Raw genomic sequence first — 16,639 nt, 5'->3', positions numbered from 1 at the left:
GGAACATGGCGGCCATCGTCTCGCGCAGCGGGGCCTTGGCGACGGCCTGCTTGTGGCCGCGCTTGTGCAGCGATTCGCCGGTCGTATCGACGCTGAACGTGACCAGATCATCCTCGATCCGGGCCTTTAGCGTGACGGGCGCTTCATCGGCGACGGGAACGCCAAGCGTCTCGCTGATCGCCCGCGCGATGCGCTGCGTGGCCGCCCCCGCATGATAGATGCGCGAGGCGCGGCAGGTCGTTTCCACCTTCACCGGCAGGTCCGCCCGCAGGATCGAGGCCCAGGGAAACTTGCGCGCGCGCTTGTCCAGCTGCGCCAGATGCATGGCGCGAAAGCCGCCCACCCGCGCCAGAACGCGCGTAGCGCCCCGCAGCCACAGATTCGCGCGCCAGACATCCGGCCAGCCGCCGCTGATCGTCACCCCACCGGGTTGGATCACGGGGGTCCAGCCCAAAGCGGCGGCCTCGGCGGCCAAAGGCGCTTCGAGGCCGGGAGTGGCGACCAGAAAGATGTCGAAATTCTGCTGTTCCATCGCGCAGCCCTAGCGCGGGCGCGCGGGAAAGGGAACGGCCCTAGCGCCGCGTCATGCGGCCGAGCGTCCGCATCTTCTTGGCCATGTCGCGGGTCTGCTTGTCCTGGCGCGGACGCGGCTGGCCCTCGGGCTGCTCGCCGGTCTGCCCCCGACGGGACAGCTGGTCCATGCCCTTGTTGATGCCCCAGTTCATCGCACGCCGCATCACGAGGCGCGTGAACATGTTGATGATCTGGTTCATGTTCATGGCTGATCCTCCTCGGCGGGCCATGCGGCGGGATCGTGGTCGTCCTCGAACAGATCGCCGGGCGCCACGGAGGCAATATCGTCATCCGCATCCTCGGACGCAAGAGGCAGGCCCAGCCCCTCGCCCGGGGGGCGCGATTCCAGCAGACCCGCTGCCCGCAATTCGGCCAGACCCGGCAGATCGCGCGGGGATTCCAGGCCGAAATGGTCCAGAAACGCCTCGGTCACGACAAAGGTGGCGGGGCGGCCCGGCGTCATGCGGCGGCGGCCCATGCGGACCCATTCCATCTCGATCAGCTGGTCCAGCGTGCCTCGGCTGACCGCGACGCCACGGATCTCTTCGATCTCGGTGCGGGTGACGGGTTGATGATAGGCGATGATGGCCAGCGTCTCGATCGCGGCGCGCGACAGGCGGCGGCTCTCGACGGTCTCGGCCTGCATCAGGAAGGACAGGTCCGCCGCCGTGCGGAAGGCATAGCCCTGCCCCACCTGTTCGACGGTGACGCCCCGGCCCTGATAGCGGCGGCGCAGGGCGGCAACGGCCTCGGCCGGGTCGCAGCCCACGGGCATCCGGTCGGCCAGATCGCGCAGGCTCAGCGGCGCGGTCGCGGCAAAGAGGATCGCCTCGACCATGCGTTCCTGCTGGTCCAGCGGCGGGGGCGGGAAATCGGTGGCGGGGTCAGGCGCGGTCGTCATCGTGTCTCTGGCGATAGGATATGGGCGCGAAGGTTTCGGCCTGCCGTATCTCCAGCCGGCCCTGACGCGCAAGCTCAAGCGAGGCGGCAAAGGTCGCGGCCGTCGCGCTGCGGCGGCGGGCAGGGTCGTCCGACCAGCCATCGGGCAGAAAGACCGACAGGTCCGTCCAGTCGCCGGCAAAGCCGATCAGGCCCCGCAGCCGGTCCAGCGCCTGTTCCATCGTGAACACGTCCTTGCGGTCAAAGGCGAAGGGCCGGAACTCGTCGCGGGTCTTCAGCCGCGCATAGGCGCGCATCAGGTCGATCAGGCTGGCCTGCCATTCAGTGCGGCGCGTGCGGATCACCGCATCGGGCGCGCCGCGCGCGAAACGCGAGATGCCCAGCCGGTCGCGCGCCATCAGCTGCGCCGCCGCCTGCCGCATCGCGTCCAGACGTTCCAGCTGAAAGGCCAGATGCGCGGCCATGTCCTCGGCCGAGGGGCCTTCGGCCTGCGGGTCGGGCGGCAGAAGCAGCCGCGATTTCAGAAAGGCCAGCCAGGCGGCCATGACCAGATAATCGGCGGCCAGTTCGATCCGCAGCGCGCGGGCCTCTTCGACGAAGGCCAGATATTGCTCGGCCAGATCGAGGACGCTGATCTTCATCAGGTCCACCTTCTGCGTGCGCGCCAGCGTCAGCAGCAGGTCCAGCGGGCCTTCGTAGCCGTCCACATCGACGATCAGCGCCTCTTCGGCGCGGCGGCGGGCGATGCTGGCGGCATCAGGCGCGGGCAGGTCCAGCCCGGCCTGGGCGGGCGGGTCATCGACCGGGCGCAGATAGGGAACCTTGGCGGGCATCTGGTCCTTCGGGATCGCGGGCGCCAAGCGTCCGGCCTTGGTGCCGCGCTGTCAAGCCACCGCCTGGCTCAGCGCGCGCCATTCGGCATGAAGGGCGGACAGATCCTGAGGTTCGGGCGCGCGGCGCAGGGCCAGGGCGGCATCGGCGCGGCGGATCGCGTCAGTGCTCATCGCGCCTGCTGCGGCGACGACGGGCGCCATCTGCGCGATGTCTCCGTTGCAATGCAGCACCAGATCGCAGCCCGCGGCGATCGAGGCCGCGGCGCGTTCGGCATGCGTCCCCGGCAGAGCGTTCATCGTGATGTCGTCGGTCATCAGCAGGCCGTCGAACCCGATCCGGTCGCGGATCAGCCCGATCACGCGCGCCGATTGGGTGGCGGGTGCGGAATCCAGCGCGGCAAAGCGGATATGGGCGGTCATGCCCATCGGCAGGTCCGCCAGCGCGCGGAAGGGCGCGAAATCAAGCGCGTCCAGCGCATCCAGATCCCCCGCGACCTCGGGCAGGCCATGATGGCTGTCGATCTGCGCGCCGCCATGGCCGGGCATGTGCTTCATCACGGGCAAGACGCCTGCCGCCAGCAACCCGTCCGCCGCCGCACGGCCCAGTTCCGCGATCCGCGCGGGATCAGAGCCAAGGCAGCGGTCGCGTAGAAAGGGATGGGTGCCCTCTTGCGCCACGTCCAGCGTGGGCGCGCAATTCGAATCGATGCCAACCGCGCGAAGTTCCTGGCCGATCAGGTGATAGCGCAGCCACATCGCGCGCGGCCCCGCCGCGGCCTGCGACAGGGGCGCAGGCCATTCGGTCCAGTGCGGAGCCCGCATCCGCTGGACGCGCCCGCCCTCCTGATCGATGGTGATCACGCAATCGCGGCCCACCGAGTCGCGCAGATCACCGGTCAGCCGGCGCAATTGCTCGGGCGTTTCGACATTGCGGGCAAAGAGGATGAACCCCCAGGGATCGGCCTCGCGGAAAAAGGCCGCCTCGTCGGGCGACAGCACCGTGCCGGCGATGCCGCCCAGAATGGTCGCGTTATGGGCCACGTTACTGGCCGATGGCAAGGCAATCGGTGCCAGCCGATTGCAGGGCAGAGCAGAACTGCCGCGCCTCGCTGATACCGCCGAAGCCTGCGACGCGCAGCCGCCAGAAGGTGCGGCCATTGGCCTGATGCTGCTGGATCACCGGCGATTTGCCCGAGAACAGCGATCCGTGACGGCCGGCCAGACGCGACCATTCGCCCTGGGCGATGGCGTTGCTGTCAAAGGCGCCGACCTGGACGACCGGGCCGCTGGCGCTGCTGGCCGCCTGAACGGGGGCGGGCTGGGCCTGCGCCAGTGAGGGCGCGGGCGCGGCGGCCGGGGCGGCGGCGGGCGCCGATGCGGCCACGCGCGTCACGCGGGGGCGCGGCGCCGGGCGGGCGCTGGCCACGAGGATGGCGGGATTGGCCTCGGCCTGGGCCATGGCCAGCGCCTCGGTGATGGCGGTCGCCTGCGCCGGGGCGCCGGTCTCGTCGGTGACGACGCCGGTGACGGGGCCCTCGCTGGCGGGCGCATCAAGGATCGGCGCATCGGCCACGGCCTGATCGGCCAGCGCGCGTTCGGCGGCGGCGGCGGCCTCGGCCTCGGCCAGGGCGCGGGCCTCGGCATCCGACAGCGGCATGATCGGCTCGCCCGAGAAGGTCAGCGGCGTTTCGGTCTGGTGCGAGGGCTCGCGTGCAGTCGCGCCAAGCGCGCCCATCGGCAGATCATCGGGCGCCAGATCGACCGGCGAGGGCGCGATGGCGACCTGCTGGGTCGGGGCGGGCGTCTCGCCTCCGGCAACGCTGTTGACGGCCAGGCCGGTATGGGGCGTCAGGCGGCCGCCCGGCTCCTCGGGGGCGGTGCGGGCCTCGCCCTCGATGGCGCGGATGATCGGCACGCCCGACACGTCGCGCGACACGAGCTGCCAGCCCCAGGCCATCAGCCCGACCATCAGCCCGACCGAGGCCACCGCGCCCATGTAATGCGTGACGCGGGCCAGGCGCGCGGGCAGGCCGTCGCCCTGAGGCAGCCCCCCGTCCTGGCCCGGTTGATGCCCCGGACGCTGGCCCGGAGCGGCCTGATCATATGCGAATTCCCGCTTCACCTTGTGACGCGAGAAAACATAGCCGCCTTCGCGGAAATCCATCACTGCCATATCTGCCTGCCCGCCGGTTGATCCGGGTTCACTCTGCCTGCTCGCACCCCGGGCCGTGGCTGTTGGTCAGCGCATCTCGTCCATCGGGGTGACGCCAAGAATACCCAGACCGCTTGAAATAACAACGCCAACGGCTCGGACCAGTGCGATTTTTCCCTGGGTCGTTGCCGCGTCGCCCTCTTGCAGGAAGCGCAGGGCCGTCTCGTCATTGCCGCGATTCCACAGCGAATGCAGGTCGGACGCGATCTCATAGAGGAAGAACGCGACGCGATGCGGCTCGTGCGCGCGGGCGGCATGTTCGACCAGACGCGGCCATTCGGCCAATTTCGCGGCCAAGGCCAGCTCGGCCGGATGGGCCAAAGTCGTCAGATCGGCGGCGGCCAGGGTCGAATCGTCCACGTCGATTCCCGCCTCGCGCGCCCGGCGCAGGACCGAGTTCACCCGCGCATTGGCGTATTGCACATACCAGACCGGGTTGTCCTTGGACTGTTCCAGCACCTTGGCAAAGTCGAAATCCAGCGCCGCGTCGTTCTTGCGCGTCAGCATGATGAAGCGCGTGACGTCGGCCCCCGCCTCCTCGACCACGTCGCGCAGGGTGACGAAGGTGCCGGCCCGCTTGGACATCTTGAAGGGCTCGCCGTTCTTGAACAGCTTGACCAGCTGGACCAGCTTGATGTCCAGCGGCACGCGGCCGTTCGACAGCGCCTTGACCGCCGCGTTCATCCGCTTGACGTAACCGCCGTGATCGGCGCCGAAGACGTCGATCAGCTGGTCGAAGCCGCGGTCGATCTTGTCCCAGTGATAGGCGATGTCGGGCGCGAAGTAGGTCCAGGCGCCGTCCGATTTCTGGATCGGCCGGTCGACGTCGTCGCCATGGGCGGTGGATTTGAACAGAAGCTGCTCGCGTGCCTCCCAATCCTCGGGCAGCTTGCCCTTGGGGGGCTCAAGCACGCCGCGATAGATCAGGCCCTGCGATTGCAGCCGCTCGATCGCGGCCTCGATCCGGCCCGTGCCGTAAAGCGCCTTTTCGCTGGAATAGACATCCATCTGCACGCCCAGCAGGGCCAGATCCTCGCGGATCATCGCCATCATCCGCTCGGTCGCGAAATCGCGGATCTCGGCCAGCCACTCATCCTCGGGGCGGTCCAGCAGGCTGTCGCCGTATCTCTCCTTGAGCGCTTCGCCGACCGGGATCAGGTAGTCGCCGGGATAGAGCCCCTCGCGGATCTCGGGCTCCAGCCCGTTCGCCTCGCGGTAACGCTCATAGGCCGAGCGCGCCAGCACATCGACCTGCGCGCCGCCGTCATTGATGTAGTATTCCCGCGTCACGTCATGGCCCGAGAAGGCCAGAAGCCGGGCCAGCGCATCGCCGAAGACCGCGCCGCGCACATGGCCCACATGCATCGGCCCGGTCGGGTTGGCGCTGACGAATTCCACGTTGACCCGCGACCCCGCCCCCATATCCGAGCGGCCGAAATCGACGCCCGATTTCAGCGCGGCGCGAACGACGTCGTGCCAGATCGCGGGCGCAAGGCGCAGGTTCAGAAAGCCCGGCCCCGCGACCTCGGCCGCGGTGATGCGCGGATCGGTCAGGCGCGCGGCCAGCCGGTCGGCGATGTCGCGCGGCTTCATCCCGGCGGGCTTGGCCAGCACCATCGCGGCATTGGTGGCCATGTCGCCATGGGCCGGATCGCGCGGCGGCTCGACCGCGACATTGGACAGGTCCAGCCCCTGGGGCAGTTCGCCCGCCTCGGCCATTTTGGTCAGCGCCTCGATGACGACGGCGCGGATGTCGTTGAACAGGTTCATCGGTGTCCCCGGCTGGTTCCGACCGTCACCTAAACGACGCCAAGGCCGAAAGGTCAACCTTGCGGCATTGCGCCCCCATGCGAAACATGCACGATTCTTGACGCGAGGCCCCGCTTGGTCTAAGGCCACGTGACCCGCATCCGGCGGGCAAAGGCGGGGCGTCCGATCTTGCGTCCCTATCATCGCTGCCAGGCGTCATTCGGACGCGCAGCAGGGAACGCAGCGCCACAGGCGCGCGACAGCAGAGAAAGCCCCGAATGACCAAGTTCTCCGATCTGAAACTCGACCCCAAGGTTCTGCAGGCCATCGCCGAGGCAGGCTACGAGACGCCGACCCCGATCCAGCAGGGCGCCATCCCGCCCGCGCTCGAGGGGCGTGACGTTCTGGGGATCGCGCAGACCGGGACCGGCAAGACCGCCAGCTTCACGCTGCCGATGATCACGCTTCTGGGCCGTGGCCGCGCGCGCGCGCGCATGCCGCGCTCGCTGGTCCTGTGCCCCACGCGCGAACTGGCCGCGCAGGTGGCCGAGAACTTCGACGTCTACGCCAAGCACACCCGCCTGACCAAGGCGCTGCTGATCGGCGGCGTCTCCTTTGGCGAGCAGGACAAGCTGATCGACCGCGGCGTCGATGTGCTGATCGCGACGCCGGGCCGCCTGCTGGACCATTTCGAACGCGGCAAGCTCTTGCTGACCGGCGTGCAGATCATGGTCGTGGACGAGGCCGACCGGATGCTGGACATGGGCTTCATCCCCGATATCGAGCGGATCTTCCAGCTGACCCCCTTCACGCGCCAGACGCTGTTCTTCAGCGCCACGATGGCGCCCGAGATCGAGCGCATCACCAACACTTTCCTGCACTCGCCCGAACGGATCGAGGTCGCGCGCCAGGCGACGACCAGCGAAACCATCACGCAGCGCCTGATCGAACTGACCCCCACCCGCCGCGACATGGCCGCCAAGCAGAAGCGCGACCTGCTGCGCGCCCTGATCGACGCCGAGGGCGAGGGCCTGACCAACGCGATCATCTTCTGCAACCGCAAGACCGACGTGGACATCCTGTCCAAGTCGCTGGCCAAGCACGGTTATGACGCAGCCCCCATCCACGGCGATCTGGACCAGAGCCAGCGGACCCGCACGCTGGAATCGTTTCGCGACGGCAAGCTGCGGCTGCTGGTCGCCTCGGACGTGGCCGCGCGGGGGCTGGACATCCCGGCGGTCAGCCATGTCTTCAACTACGACCTGCCCAGCCATGCCGAGGATTACGTCCACCGCATCGGCCGCACGGGCCGCGCCGGGCGTCTTGGCACCGCGATCAGCATCGCCACCCCCTCGGATGACAAATACCTGACCGCGATCGAGAGCCTCGTGAACAAGACCCTGCCCCGCGCCCCCCTGCCCGAGGGCTTCAGCACCTCGTCCGACCGCCCCGAACCGCGCGAGGCCGAACGCGAGGACCGCGCCGGCGGCAGCCGTTCGCGCCGCCGGCGCAGCGGCGGCCGCCGTGACGAGGCCGCGCCCGAGGCCGCGTCGAAACCCGCACCGCGCGCCGAGGCCGCGCCCGAGGCTCCGGCCCCGGTCGAGCGCGCCGCCGCACCTCAGCCGCGCGAGGAGCGCCGCGACGACCGGCGCGAAGGCCGCCGCGATGATCGGCGTGATGATCGGCGCGACGACCGCCGCCCCCGTTCGGGCGGGCAGGATCGCGGTCCGCGCATCATCGGCATGGGCGATCACGTGCCCGGCTTCATGCTGGTCGAACTGCGCACCAGCGCCACCATCGAGGACAGCGCCGAGGACAGCACCGACGCCCCCGTCGAGCTGACCGAAACCGCCGAGGCCGCGCAGCCCCGCGCCGAAGCGGCCGCCGAAAAGGCCCCGGAAAAGACCTCATCGCGCCGTTCGCGCAGCCGGTCGCGCAGCCGCACCTCGTCGGAAAAGCAGGCCGAAACCCCGGTCGAGGCGCAGCCCGAGGCCGAGGCGCAGTCTGACGCTCCGGTCGAGGCGCAATCTGACGTCCCCGCGCCTGCCGCGCCGGAAGTCCAGCCCGAGGCGTCGGAGGCCAGCCCCGCCAAGCCCCGCAGCCGCCGCAAGAAGGCCGAAGCCCCGGAAGCGGCGGATGCTGATGCGGCCGAGGCCAAGCCCAAATCGTCGAGAAGCCGCACGGCCAAGCCCGAGGCCGAGCCTGCCGAAACGGCCGAGCCCAAGGCGCCTGCCCGCCGCTCGCGCAAGAAGGCCGACACCGCCGAGACGCAGGCCGAACCGCAAGCCGAGGCCGAAAAGCCCGCGCCCAAGACCCGCAGCCGCCGCAAACCCGCCGCCAAGGCCGAGGATGCGGCTTCCGACAGCGCCCCCGCAGAGGCGGGCAACGCCGAGGCGTGATGGTCCGACCGACAAGGCGACCCGCACGACGCACGGCCCTGCATCCGCCCCGGCTTCACCGCCGGGGCCGCCCTCCTTTCAGGCAGCTTCTGCCCGATCTGGCCCTTGGCGCGATCGCCGCGCTTGGGCTGGCGCCCTTCGGCATCTGGGGCGCGACCCTTGGCGCACTGGCGCTGATCCTCTGGCGGCTGGCCCGCGCCCGCCCCGCCGCAGCCTTCTGGCACGCGCTGGCAGCAGGCATGGGCTGGTTCGCGCTTGGCCTCTTCTGGATCGTCGAGCCCTTTCTGGTGCAGCCCGAGATCCACGGCTGGATGGCGCCTTTCGCGCTGATCCTGATGGCGCTTGGCGGCGGGCTGTTCTGGGCGATCCCGGTCTGGGCGGCCGCAAGGCTGACCGCCGATTGGCGACGCCGCGCGCTGGCCATGGCGGCGGCGCTGGCGCTGTCGGACTGGTTGCGCGGCTGGGTGCTTACCGGCTTTCCCTGGGCGCTGACCGGCCATGTCTGGATCGGCACGCCCTCGGCGCAGATGGCGGCGACGTTCGGCGCACTCGGCCTGTCGGTCCTGACGCTGGCGGTCGCCTGCCTGCCGACGATCCTCTGGCGCCCGACGCGGCCAAGGCTGGCGGGCTTCGTTCCCGGCACGGCGCTGGCGGCGGCTTTGGTCGCGGGCAGTTGGGCCGGCGGGCAGGCGCGCCTGGCGCAGCCGTTGCCCGCGGACGAGGCGACGATGCTGCGCATCGTCCAGCCCAACGCGACGCAGGCGCTGAAATGGGACCCGGACTGGGCCGGCGTCTTCTTTCGCCGCCTGCTGGACCTGTCATCCGAACCCGGCCCGCGCGATCTGGTCATCTGGCCCGAAACGGCGGTGAACTTCCTGCTGGATCAGGCGGGCGAAGTCCTGCCCATCATGTCCGAGGCCGCGGATGCGCCCCTGATCATGGGCATCCAGCGCCGCGAGGGGTCGCGCTTCTACAACAGCCTCGCCACGATCCAGCCGGGCGGCGAGGTCAGCGAAATCTACGACAAGTTCCACTTGGTCCCCTTCGGCGAATACATCCCTTGGGGCGACCGGCTGGCGCGATTGGGCATCGGTGCCTTTGCCGCACAGCAGGGCTTCGGCTATTCGCCCGGCCCCGGCCCCATGACGATGACCGCCCCCGGCGCGCCCGATTTCCAGCCGCTGATCTGCTACGAGGCGATCTTTCCCCAGCATCTGCGTGCGCTGGACACCCGCCCCGGCTGGCTGCTGCAGGCGACAAACGACGCCTGGTTCGGCACGATCTCGGGACCATACCAGCACCTTGCCCAGGCGCGGCTCCGCAGCATCGAGACCGGCCTGCCGATGATCCGGGCCGCCAATACCGGTGTCAGCGCGGTGATCGATGCGCGCGGCCAGATCCGCGCCAGCCTTGCCCTGAACGTCGAGGGCAAGATTGACGCCCCGCTGCCCGGCGCGCTGCCGCCGACGCGCTGGCTGACCTGGGGCGACGCGCCGATGCTGGTGCTGATCGCGCTGGCGCTTGGCGCCTCGTTCTGGCGGCGCCGGCGCACGGCCTGAGGGGAATCTCTGAAGGGGCTGCGCGTATCCGCGCCCGTCAGTCGCGGATGTAGCGGCTGTCCTTGATCTGGTCCCAGGCCCAGACGACCTCGGACAGGCGATCCTCGTCAGACCGGTCGCCGCCATTCATGTCGGGATGCAGATCCTTGACCAGAGACTTGTATTGCTTGCGGATCTCGGCGCGGGTCCAGGTGTCCTTGGCCTCGAGGATGTCCAGCGCGCGGCGCTCGGTCGGGGGCAGCTTGCGGGCGGCGGCCTGCGCGCGGGCCTCGGGGGCGGTGCCGTTCGCGCCCAGGATCTCCAGCGGGTCGCTGACACCGTGGCGCGCCCATTTCTGTTCCTGCGCCGCGCGGCCAAAGGGCTTGGTCGGACGTTCCCAGACGGTCGCATTGTCGATGAATTGCTGGAATTCCTCTTCGGACTGGCCCTGAAAGTAATTCCAGTTCGCGTTGTATTCGCGGACATGCTCCTTGCAGAACCAGAAATAGTCATCAAGGTTGCGCGGGTTCTTGGGCGCCCGATACTGGCCCGGCTCGTTGCAGCCCTCGCGCTCGCAGATCCGGGTCGAGGTCTCGAAGGCGCCCGACATCCCGCGCCGACCCTTGGCCTTGCGCTTCTTGTCCTTGGCGGCCGAAATATCGAAACCGAACGGGTCGTTCTTGCTCATGTCAGGGCACCTTTGCGACTCGGAGGCGGCAGTTTAGGCTATTTGGCGGGACATGAAAGGGCTTGACGAATGACAATCGCGACGGAAATGATCGCCCGCCTTTCGGCGCTGGAGCCGACCCGGCTGGAGGTGCTGGACGAAAGCGAAGCCCATCGCGGCCATGCCGGTTTCCGCGAAGGTGGGCAGACCCATTTCCGCATCCGCATGGCCAGCCCGCGCCTTGCGGGCCTCAGCCGGATCGAGCGGCATCGCCTTGTCCATGCCACACTGGGCGACATCGTGCCGCGGATTCATGCGCTTGCGCTGGAACTGGCGGAAAGCTGAACCGTTAGCGCGCGCAGGCTTGCCGCTGCCGCCCGGCCCTCCTAAAACCCGCTTGAACCCAAGGAGAGAGGGACGAGGGACATGACCGCGCCGAAGGATTTCAACGATCGCATGCTGTCTCTGGGCTTGGCCCGTGTCAGCGAGGCCGCCGCCCATGCCTCGGCCCGGCTGATCGGCCGCGGCGACGAGAAGGCCGCCGACCAGGCCGCCGTGAACGCGATGCGCGACCAGTTGAACAAGCTGGACATCAAGGGCGTCGTCGTGATCGGCGAGGGCGAGCGGGACGAGGCGCCGATGCTGTATATCGGCGAAGAGGTCGGCACCGGCGAAGGCCCCGAGGTGGACATCGCCCTGGACCCGCTGGAGGGCACGACCCTGACCGCCAAGGACATGCCGAACGCGCTGACCGTGATCGCCATGGCCCCGCGCGGCACGCTGCTGCACGCGCCGGACGTCTATATGGACAAGCTGGCCGTGGGCCCGGGCTATCCGGTCGACGTGGTCAGCCTCGACATGAGCCCAGCCGAACGCGTTCGCGCCCTGGCCCGCGCGCGCGGCTGCGCGGACAGCGACATCACCGTCTGCATCCTCGAACGTCCGCGCCACGAGGACATGATCGCCGAGGTCCGCGAGACCGGCGCGGCGATCCGCCTGATCACCGATGGCGACGTGGCGGGCGTGATCCACTGCGCCGAGGCCGAGCTGACCGGCATCGATATGTATATGGGTTCGGGCGGGGCGCCCGAGGGCGTTCTGGCCGCTGCCGCGCTGAAATGCATGGGCGGGCAGATGTGGGGCCGGCTCTTGTTCCGCAACGAGGACGAGAAGGGCCGCGCCCGCAAGGCCGGCATCACCGAACTGGACCGCATCTACAGCCGCGACGAACTGGTGACGGCGGATGTGATCTTTGCGGCGACGGGCGTGACCAACGGCTCGATCGTGGCGGGCGTCAAGCGCGAGCCGGGCTACCTGACCACCGAGACGATCCTGATGCGGTCCAAGACCGGATCGGTGCGCCGCATGATCTATCGCAACCCGGTGAAGTGAGGTATGGGGGCGCTGCCCCCCGTCCCCGTTCCGGGGACATCCCCGGAATAACTGAGTGAAGAAAACAATGACGGCGTTTCTGGGCATCGACAGCTCGTTGACCGGGCGGCGATGGGTCGGGCCCGAGCCCGCGCTTGAACGCCGGGCCGAGGGTCTGGCGCAGCAGGCCGCCCTGCCCCTGCCGGTGGCGCGGGTTCTGGCCGAGCGGTCCGTCGCGCCCGAAGAGGCGCCCGGCTTTCTGGCGCCCAAGCTGCGCGACCTGCTGCCCGACCCCCTGACCCTGCGCGACATGGCGGCAGCGGCCGAACGGCTGGTCGAGGCGGCCGTGTCCAGCCAGCGGATCGCCATCTTCGCAGATTACGATGTGGATGGCGGTTCATCGGCCGCGCTGCTGCTGGACTGGCTGCATCAGCTGGGGCGGCAGGCCAGCCTCTATGTGCCAGACCGGATCGACGAGGGCTATGGCCCCAACGCCCCCGCCATGGCCAAGCTGGCCGAGGCGAATGACCTGATCGTCTGCGTCGATTGCGGAACGCTGTCCCATGACGCACTGGCGGCCGCGACGGGCTGCGATGTCGTCGTGCTGGACCACCATCTGGGCGGCGAGACCCTTCCCCCCGCCCTGGCCGTGGTTAACCCGAACCGCATGGACGAGGATGGCGCCCTTGGCCATCTCTGCGCCGCGGGGGTGGTGTTCCTGACGCTGGTGCAGGCGGGGCGCGTCCTGCGCGCGCGGGGCCTGCGCGAGCCCGATCTGATGGCGATGCTGGATCTGGTCGCGCTGGCGACGGTGGCGGATGTGGCGCCTCTGGTCGGCGTGAACCGCGCCTTCGTGCGGCAGGGGCTGGCCGTGATGGCGCGGCGCCAGCGGGCGGGGCTGGTGGCGCTGTCGGATATCGCGCGGCTGGACGGCGCGCCGAGCGCGTTTCATCTGGGCTTCCTGCTGGGGCCGCGCATCAATGCCGGGGGTCGCGTCGGGCGCGCCGATCTGGGCGCCTTGTGCCTGTCCTGCCGCGATCCGCGCGATGCGGGCGAATTGGCGCGGCAACTGGACGAGTTGAACCGCGACCGCCGCGCCATCGAGGCCGCCGTTCGCGAGGAGGCCGTGGCCCAGGTCGAGGCGCGCGGCGATCAGCGTCTGTCCTGGGCCGCCGGTCCCGGCTGGCATCCGGGCGTGGTGGGCATCGTCGCCGCGCGGGTGAAGGAGGCGACCGACCTGCCCTCGGTCGTGATCGGGGTCGAGGGCGGGATCGGCAAGGGCAGCGCGCGTTCGGTTCCCGGCGTCGATCTGGGCCGCGCGATCCAGCGCCTGGCGCGCGAAGGGCTGCTGCTGAAGGGCGGCGGACACGAGATGGCCGCCGGCCTGACCGTCGAGGAGGCCAGGATCCCCGCTGCGATGGACCGCCTGGCCGAGTTGATCGCCCGCGATCTGGCCGGGCGCACGGGGGCGGGGGATCTGCGGATCTCGGGCCTGCTGGAGCCGTCGGGCGCCACGATCGAGATGTTCCGCCTGCTGGAGGATGCCGGCCCCTTCGGCCAAGCCGCCCCGGCGCCGCGTTTCGCCTTTGCCGATCAGCTGATCGACAGCGCCGCCACGATGGGCGACCGGCATCTGCGCCTGCAATTCCGCAGCCCCGGCAGCCCGCCGCTGGAGGCCGTGGCCTGGGGCGCGATGGACGGTCCCCTTGGCCCCGGCCTGATCGGCGCCAAGGGGCGGCGCTTTCATCTGGCGGGCAAGCTGGAAGTGTCGAACTGGGGCGGGCGCGAAAGGCTGCGCCTGCGGCTGGACGATGCCGCGCCGGTGGGCAACCTTTGACGCGGCCGCGGGTTCTGGTCAGGGCCCGCAAGCAGGGCTAACCTGCCGCAAAGCGCGAAGGAGGATCTGATGAAACTGACCTGGCTTGGCCATTCCGGCTTTCGTCTGGACATCGAGAATGCGGTGATCCTGATCGATCCGTGGTTCACCGGGAACCCGCTCTTTCCCGCCGAGGCGCGGGACGAGGCCGTCGCGGGCGCGACCCATATCCTGATCACCCATGGTCATGGCGACCATACCGGCGACACGCTGGCCCTGGCGCGCGAACTGGGCGTGCCGGTCGTGGGCATCTACGACCTGATCAGCCATTGGGAATCGGCCGAGGGGATCGAGGGCATCGGCTTCAACAAGGGCGGCACGGTCGATCTGGGCGGCGCCAGGGTCACGATGGTCAATGCCAGCCATTCCAGCTCGCTTGGCGGGCCGGACGGGCCGATCTATGCGGGCCATGAGTCGGGCTACATGATCGCGGGCGAGGACCATGTGATCTATGTCTCGGGCGACACCGACATCATGGCCGACATGGAATGGATGGGCGACCTGCACAAGCCCGATATCGGCATCCTGTCGGCGGGCGGGCATTTCACCATGGACATGGCGCGCGCGGCCTATGCGGCCAGGCGCTACTTCAACTTCAAGACGGTGATCCCGTGCCATTACAAGACTTTCCCCGCGCTGGAGCAATCCGCGCAGGCGCTGATCGACGGGCTGCCCGGCGTCACCGTGATCGAACCCGAGGTGATGAAGGCGATCACGCTGTGAGCTTCCAGCAATTCGATGATCCGGCCGGGGGGGGCGATCACGGCGCCCGCCTCGACGCGCTGAGGGCCGAAATGGCGGCGCGCGGCCTTGATGGCGTGATCGTGCCGCGCGCCGACGCGCATCAGGGCGAATATGTCGCCGATGCCGATGCGCGGCTGGCTTGGCTGACGGGCTTCACCGGAAGCGCGGGCTTTGCCGTGGTGCTGGCCGACCGGGCGGGGGTCTTCATCGACGGCCGCTACCGCGTGCAGGTGCGCGACCAGATCGACCTGCGCCATTTTGCGCCGGTGAACTGGCCCGAGACCTGCCCCTCGGACTGGCTGCGCGAGGGATTGCCTCAGGGCGGCCGAGTGGGTTTCGACCCCTGGCTGCACACCCGCCGCGATATCGAGGGGCTCGAAAAGGCCCTGCACGGAACCGGCATCGCGCTGATCGCGCTGGAAGACAACCCGGTGGATGCGATCTGGCCGGATCGCCCGGCCCCTCCGGTCGGGGCGGCGCGCGTCCACGCGGACGATCTGGCGGGCGAAAGCGCCGCACAGAAGCGCGCGCGGCTGGCGGCAGAGCTGAAGGCTGCGGGCCATGCCTCGGCGCTGATGAACCTGCCCGATTCCATCTCGTGGCTGCTGAACATCCGGGGCAGCGACCTGCCGCGCAATCCGGTGGTGCAGAGCTTCGCGGTCCTGTCCGATAGCGGACAGGTCGCGCTGTTCGCGGATGCCGGCAAGTTCGACGACAGCCTGCGCGCCCATCTGGGCAACGAGGTCTCGATCCTTCCACCCGACGGTCTGGCCGCCGCGCTGACCGATCTGGAAGGCCCCGTCCGCCTGGACCCAGGCAGCGCGCCCGAAGCGGCATTCCGCATCCTAGAGGCTGCAGGCACCGCCATCGCGCGCGGCCCCGATCCGGCGATCCTGCCCAAGGCCGTGAAGAACGCCGCCGAACTGGCCGGGATGCGCGCCGCCCATCGCCGCGACGGGCTGGCGATGGTGCGCTTTCTGGCCTGGCTGGACGCGCAGGACCACGCCTCGCTGACCGAGATCGACGTGGTGCGCCGCCTCGAGGATCTGCGCCGCGAGGCCGGGATCCTGGATATCAGCTTCGACACGATCATGGGTGCGGGGCCGAACGGCGCCATCGTCCATTACCGCGTGACCGAGGCGACCAATCGCCGCCTGACGCCGGGCGACCTGCTGCTGGTGGATTCGGGCGGCCAGTATGCGGATGGGACAACCGACATCACCCGCACGCTGGCGCTTGGGCAGGCGCGGGCCGATGCGGTGGCGCCCGTCACAGCCGTGCTGCGCGGGCTGATCGCGCTTAGCCGGGCGCGGTTTCCGCGTGGCGTGGGCGGTGCGCATCTGGACGCGCTGGCGCGGCAATTCCTGTGGGCGCAGGGGATGGATTTCGACCACGGCACCGGCCACGGGGTCGGCGCGGCGCTGTGCGTCCATGAAGGTCCGGCCCGGATCAGCCGGGCCAGCGACATGGCGCTGCGGCCCGGCATGATCCTGTCGAACGAACCGGGCTATTACCGCGAGGGCAGCTTCGGCATCCGGATCGAGAACCTCGTGATCGTGACCGAGGCCGATGCCGAACCCGGTCGCGCCATGCTGGGTTTCGAGACGCTGACCCTCTGCCCGATCGACCGCCGCCTGATCGACCGGGCCGCGCTGGCCCCCGAGGAACGGGCATGGCTGGACGATTACCACATGCGCGTGCGGATCGAACTGGCGGGCGATCTGGACGAGGCCGAACGCGACTGGCTGATTGCCGCGACCGAGCCGCTTTGACCCAA

Annotated in this window: 13 protein-coding genes and 2 pseudogenes; 7 read left to right on the top strand and 8 right to left on the bottom strand. The window is 69.6% G+C overall.

The features are described 5' to 3' along the window. From QAR72_RS12255 to argS, 7 genes and pseudogenes are all read right to left on the bottom strand, one after another. Window positions 1-532: pseudogene (locus tag QAR72_RS12255) on the bottom strand (THUMP domain-containing protein); the annotation flags it as partial. Window positions 533-572: 40 nt separating this feature from the next. Further along, window positions 573-779, bottom strand: coding sequence for a hypothetical protein (locus tag QAR72_RS12250; RefSeq protein ID WP_304617663.1), 207 nt, complete (start codon window positions 777-779; stop codon window positions 573-575). After that, on the bottom strand, window positions 776-1,474 hold the full coding sequence (scpB, locus tag QAR72_RS12245; RefSeq protein ID WP_304617662.1) for an SMC-Scp complex subunit ScpB: 699 nt from the start codon (window positions 1,472-1,474) through the stop codon (window positions 776-778). The genes QAR72_RS12250 and scpB overlap by 4 nt, the downstream gene beginning before the upstream one ends. Further along, window positions 1,458-2,306, bottom strand: coding sequence for a segregation and condensation protein A (locus tag QAR72_RS12240; protein WP_304617661.1), 849 nt, complete (start codon window positions 2,304-2,306; stop codon window positions 1,458-1,460). The genes scpB and QAR72_RS12240 overlap by 17 nt, the downstream gene beginning before the upstream one ends. Before the next feature lie 51 nt (window positions 2,307-2,357). Then, window positions 2,358-3,347, bottom strand: a complete 990-nt coding sequence (locus tag QAR72_RS12235; RefSeq protein WP_304617660.1) for a glycoside hydrolase family 3 N-terminal domain-containing protein — start codon at window positions 3,345-3,347, stop codon at window positions 2,358-2,360. A 1-nt stretch (window position 3,348) separates the two neighbouring features. After that, on the bottom strand, window positions 3,349-4,428 hold the full coding sequence (locus tag QAR72_RS12230) for an SPOR domain-containing protein (protein ID WP_304617659.1): 1,080 nt from the start codon (window positions 4,426-4,428) through the stop codon (window positions 3,349-3,351). Window positions 4,429-4,545: 117 nt separating this feature from the next. Then, window positions 4,546-6,288 carry an arginine--tRNA ligase gene (gene argS / locus QAR72_RS12225; protein ID WP_304617658.1) on the bottom strand — a complete coding sequence of 581 codons (1,743 nt, stop codon included), beginning with the start codon at window positions 6,286-6,288 and terminating at the stop codon, window positions 4,546-4,548. 257 nt (window positions 6,289-6,545) lie between these two features. Between argS and QAR72_RS12220 the strand changes: the two are divergent. Next, window positions 6,546-8,108: pseudogene (locus QAR72_RS12220) on the top strand (DEAD/DEAH box helicase); the annotation flags it as partial. Window positions 8,109-8,665: 557 nt separating this feature from the next. Further along, window positions 8,666-10,225 carry an apolipoprotein N-acyltransferase gene (gene lnt, locus QAR72_RS12215; RefSeq protein ID WP_304617657.1) on the top strand — a complete coding sequence of 520 codons (1,560 nt, stop codon included), beginning with the start codon at window positions 8,666-8,668 and terminating at the stop codon, window positions 10,223-10,225. Window positions 10,226-10,262: 37 nt separating this feature from the next. On the opposite strand, the gene QAR72_RS12210 is transcribed toward lnt, so the two are convergent. Further along, entirely contained in the window at window positions 10,263-10,892 is a 630-nt protein-coding gene (locus QAR72_RS12210) for a J domain-containing protein (protein WP_304617656.1), read from the bottom strand. Between the two features lie 69 nt (window positions 10,893-10,961). Here QAR72_RS12210 and QAR72_RS12205 point away from each other — a divergent pair, with 69 nt between their 5' ends. The 5 genes from QAR72_RS12205 (at window position 10,962) to QAR72_RS12185 (ending at window position 16,634) form a co-directional block, all read left to right on the top strand. After that, window positions 10,962-11,216 carry a BolA family protein gene (locus QAR72_RS12205; RefSeq protein WP_304617655.1) on the top strand — a complete coding sequence of 85 codons (255 nt, stop codon included), beginning with the start codon at window positions 10,962-10,964 and terminating at the stop codon, window positions 11,214-11,216. 81 nt (window positions 11,217-11,297) lie between these two features. Further along, on the top strand, window positions 11,298-12,263 hold the full coding sequence (gene glpX, locus QAR72_RS12200) for a class II fructose-bisphosphatase (RefSeq protein ID WP_304617654.1): 966 nt from the start codon (window positions 11,298-11,300) through the stop codon (window positions 12,261-12,263). A gap of 67 nt (window positions 12,264-12,330) precedes the next feature. After that, window positions 12,331-14,079, top strand: coding sequence for a single-stranded-DNA-specific exonuclease RecJ (gene recJ / locus QAR72_RS12195; RefSeq protein ID WP_304617653.1), 1,749 nt, complete (start codon window positions 12,331-12,333; stop codon window positions 14,077-14,079). A 69-nt stretch (window positions 14,080-14,148) separates the two neighbouring features. After that, the gene (locus QAR72_RS12190) at window positions 14,149-14,841 is read left to right on the top strand and encodes a metal-dependent hydrolase (RefSeq protein WP_304617652.1); all 693 of its coding nucleotides are present in this window, start codon (window positions 14,149-14,151) and stop codon (window positions 14,839-14,841) included. After that, on the top strand, window positions 14,838-16,634 hold the full coding sequence (locus QAR72_RS12185) for an aminopeptidase P family protein (protein ID WP_304617651.1): 1,797 nt from the start codon (window positions 14,838-14,840) through the stop codon (window positions 16,632-16,634). The genes QAR72_RS12190 and QAR72_RS12185 overlap by 4 nt, the downstream gene beginning before the upstream one ends. The last annotated feature ends 5 nt before the right edge of the window (window positions 16,635-16,639 follow it).

It is taken from the genome of Paracoccus sp. (in: a-proteobacteria) (assembly GCF_030604785.1).
GTDB lineage: Bacteria > Pseudomonadota > Alphaproteobacteria > Rhodobacterales > Rhodobacteraceae > Paracoccus.
This window is presented reverse-complemented; position numbering and strand designations above follow the sequence as displayed.

Bases quoted from the DNA above. Each gene is read 5' to 3' on its own strand.
- QAR72_RS12250 (WP_304617663.1), bottom strand. From the start codon at position 779: ATGAACATGAACCAGATCATCAACATGTTCACGCGCCTCGTGATGCGG.
- scpB (WP_304617662.1), bottom strand. From the start codon at position 1,474: ATGACGACCGCGCCTGACCCCGCCACCGATTTCCCGCCCCCGCCGCTG.
- QAR72_RS12240 (WP_304617661.1), bottom strand. From the start codon at position 2,306: ATGCCCGCCAAGGTTCCCTATCTGCGCCCGGTCGATGACCCGCCCGCC.
- argS (WP_304617658.1), bottom strand. From the start codon at position 6,288: ATGAACCTGTTCAACGACATCCGCGCCGTCGTCATCGAGGCGCTGACC.
- lnt (WP_304617657.1), top strand. From the start codon at position 8,666: ATGGTCCGACCGACAAGGCGACCCGCACGACGCACGGCCCTGCATCCG.
- QAR72_RS12210 (WP_304617656.1), bottom strand. From the start codon at position 10,892: ATGAGCAAGAACGACCCGTTCGGTTTCGATATTTCGGCCGCCAAGGAC.
- QAR72_RS12205 (WP_304617655.1), top strand. From the start codon at position 10,962: ATGACAATCGCGACGGAAATGATCGCCCGCCTTTCGGCGCTGGAGCCG.
- glpX (WP_304617654.1), top strand. From the start codon at position 11,298: ATGACCGCGCCGAAGGATTTCAACGATCGCATGCTGTCTCTGGGCTTG.
- recJ (WP_304617653.1), top strand. From the start codon at position 12,331: ATGACGGCGTTTCTGGGCATCGACAGCTCGTTGACCGGGCGGCGATGG.
- QAR72_RS12190 (WP_304617652.1), top strand. From the start codon at position 14,149: ATGAAACTGACCTGGCTTGGCCATTCCGGCTTTCGTCTGGACATCGAG.